The sequence below is a fragment of the Microbacterium sp. STN6 genome (assembly GCF_026410545.1).
GTDB lineage: Bacteria > Actinomycetota > Actinomycetes > Actinomycetales > Microbacteriaceae > Root112D2.
Genome location: NZ_JAPMIT010000005.1, coordinates 1 through 1,365, shown reverse-complemented (window position 1 = coordinate 1,365; position 1,365 = coordinate 1). Strand labels below are relative to the sequence as shown.

Here is a 1,365-nt window from a genome sequence, read left to right as displayed (position 1 = left end):
TGAAGCGCCTCAGGTTTCCTGCCGCTCCTATGCGGGTTGCGGCTCTCGGTTGAGGGTCGCGTAGTGGGCTTGCTCGTACTCGGCGGGTGGAACGTAGCCGAGGCTCGAGTGAAGCCTACGAGTGTTGTACCAGTCGACCCAGCCGGCGGTAGCGAATTCGACGTCGCCGAGGGTCCGGTAGGGTCCGTCGTGGAACACTGTGGTGCGGATGCATTCGGCCTTGAAGAGGCCGTTGATCGTCTCCATGAGGGCGTTATCGTATGCGTCGCCGACGGACCCGATCGAGGGCGCGATGCCATCGAGGGCGAGCTTGTCGGTATAGGCCAGGGAGACGTATTGAGAGCCTGCGTCCGAATGTGCTCGCAGCTGCTTCGGCTGGATCGGGTGACCTTGCCGGCCGCGTTCCCAGAGCGCCATCCGTAACGGGATCATTACCAGCTCGACGTGTTTGCTGGTCTGCGCATGCCAAGCGATGATCCGCTGCGAGTAGACATCGAGAATGAACGCGACGTAGACCCACCCGGCCCAGGTGCGGCAATAGGTGAAGTCCATCACCCAGGTGTGATCGGGCCGCGGGGCGGTGAAGTCCCGGTTCAACAGATCCCCGGCGCGGATGCCATCTTTCGCGGGGATCGTGGTGCGGATGCCCTTATCGCGGCGAACCCCCGAAAGCCCGAGGGAACGCATCGCCCGATCGACCGCACCACGCGACGCGTCAGGGATCGTGGTGCGGCGAATCAGCGCAGTCATCTTCCGCCGCCCGTAGAGGCCCTCTGGTGTCAGCACCCGCCGCACCCGCCCGTTGATCTCGATAGTGGCCCACGCTGCGGAACGCACCGCGTCGACCACCTGCGCATCGGTGACAGTCCTGACCGACACGGCGCCCCTTCTCTGTGCTCGATAGGTGCGCGCGGCGATCTGGTGGCCCTGCTCACGCAGGACCCGGCAGATCGACTCGACCGCGTGCCCCTCGGCTCTCATCGTGTCGATGAAGCCCAGCATCAATGGTTGCGGGGGTCGAGTTCCCCCACGAAGAAAGTCGTCGCCGCTCGAAGGATCGCGACGTCTTCACGGAGGCGATTGTTCTCGGCCTTGAGTTTCTTGATCTCCGCGTGCTCAGCAGACGTGACCCCGTCACGAGTTCCGTCGTCGATATCGGCTTGCAACACCCACCGGCGCACGGACTCATGGCCGACACCGACCTGGCGGGCAACAGCCGCTGACGCGGCCGTCAACGACGGATACTCCGACCGGTGCTCCCGCACCAACCGGACAGCGCGCTCACGCAACGCAGAATCGATCTTCTTAGGCATGACATACATCCTTCAACTCAAAAGGATGCGGCATCAAACCCGGGACGCTTCA

At 63.7% G+C, this 1,365-nt stretch carries 1 protein-coding gene; it reads right to left on the bottom strand.

Annotated features, from left to right (window positions below; genetic code table 11):
- Positions 1-27: 27 nt before the first annotated feature.
- Positions 28-1,313 (bottom strand): IS3 family transposase gene (locus OSC27_RS14445; protein ID WP_267182187.1). Its coding sequence is split into 2 segments (ribosomal slippage): positions 28-1,040 and positions 1,040-1,313, totalling 1,287 coding nucleotides; the frame shifts between segments, so codons are not numbered across the junction.
- Between the last annotated feature and the right edge of the window lie 52 nt (positions 1,314-1,365).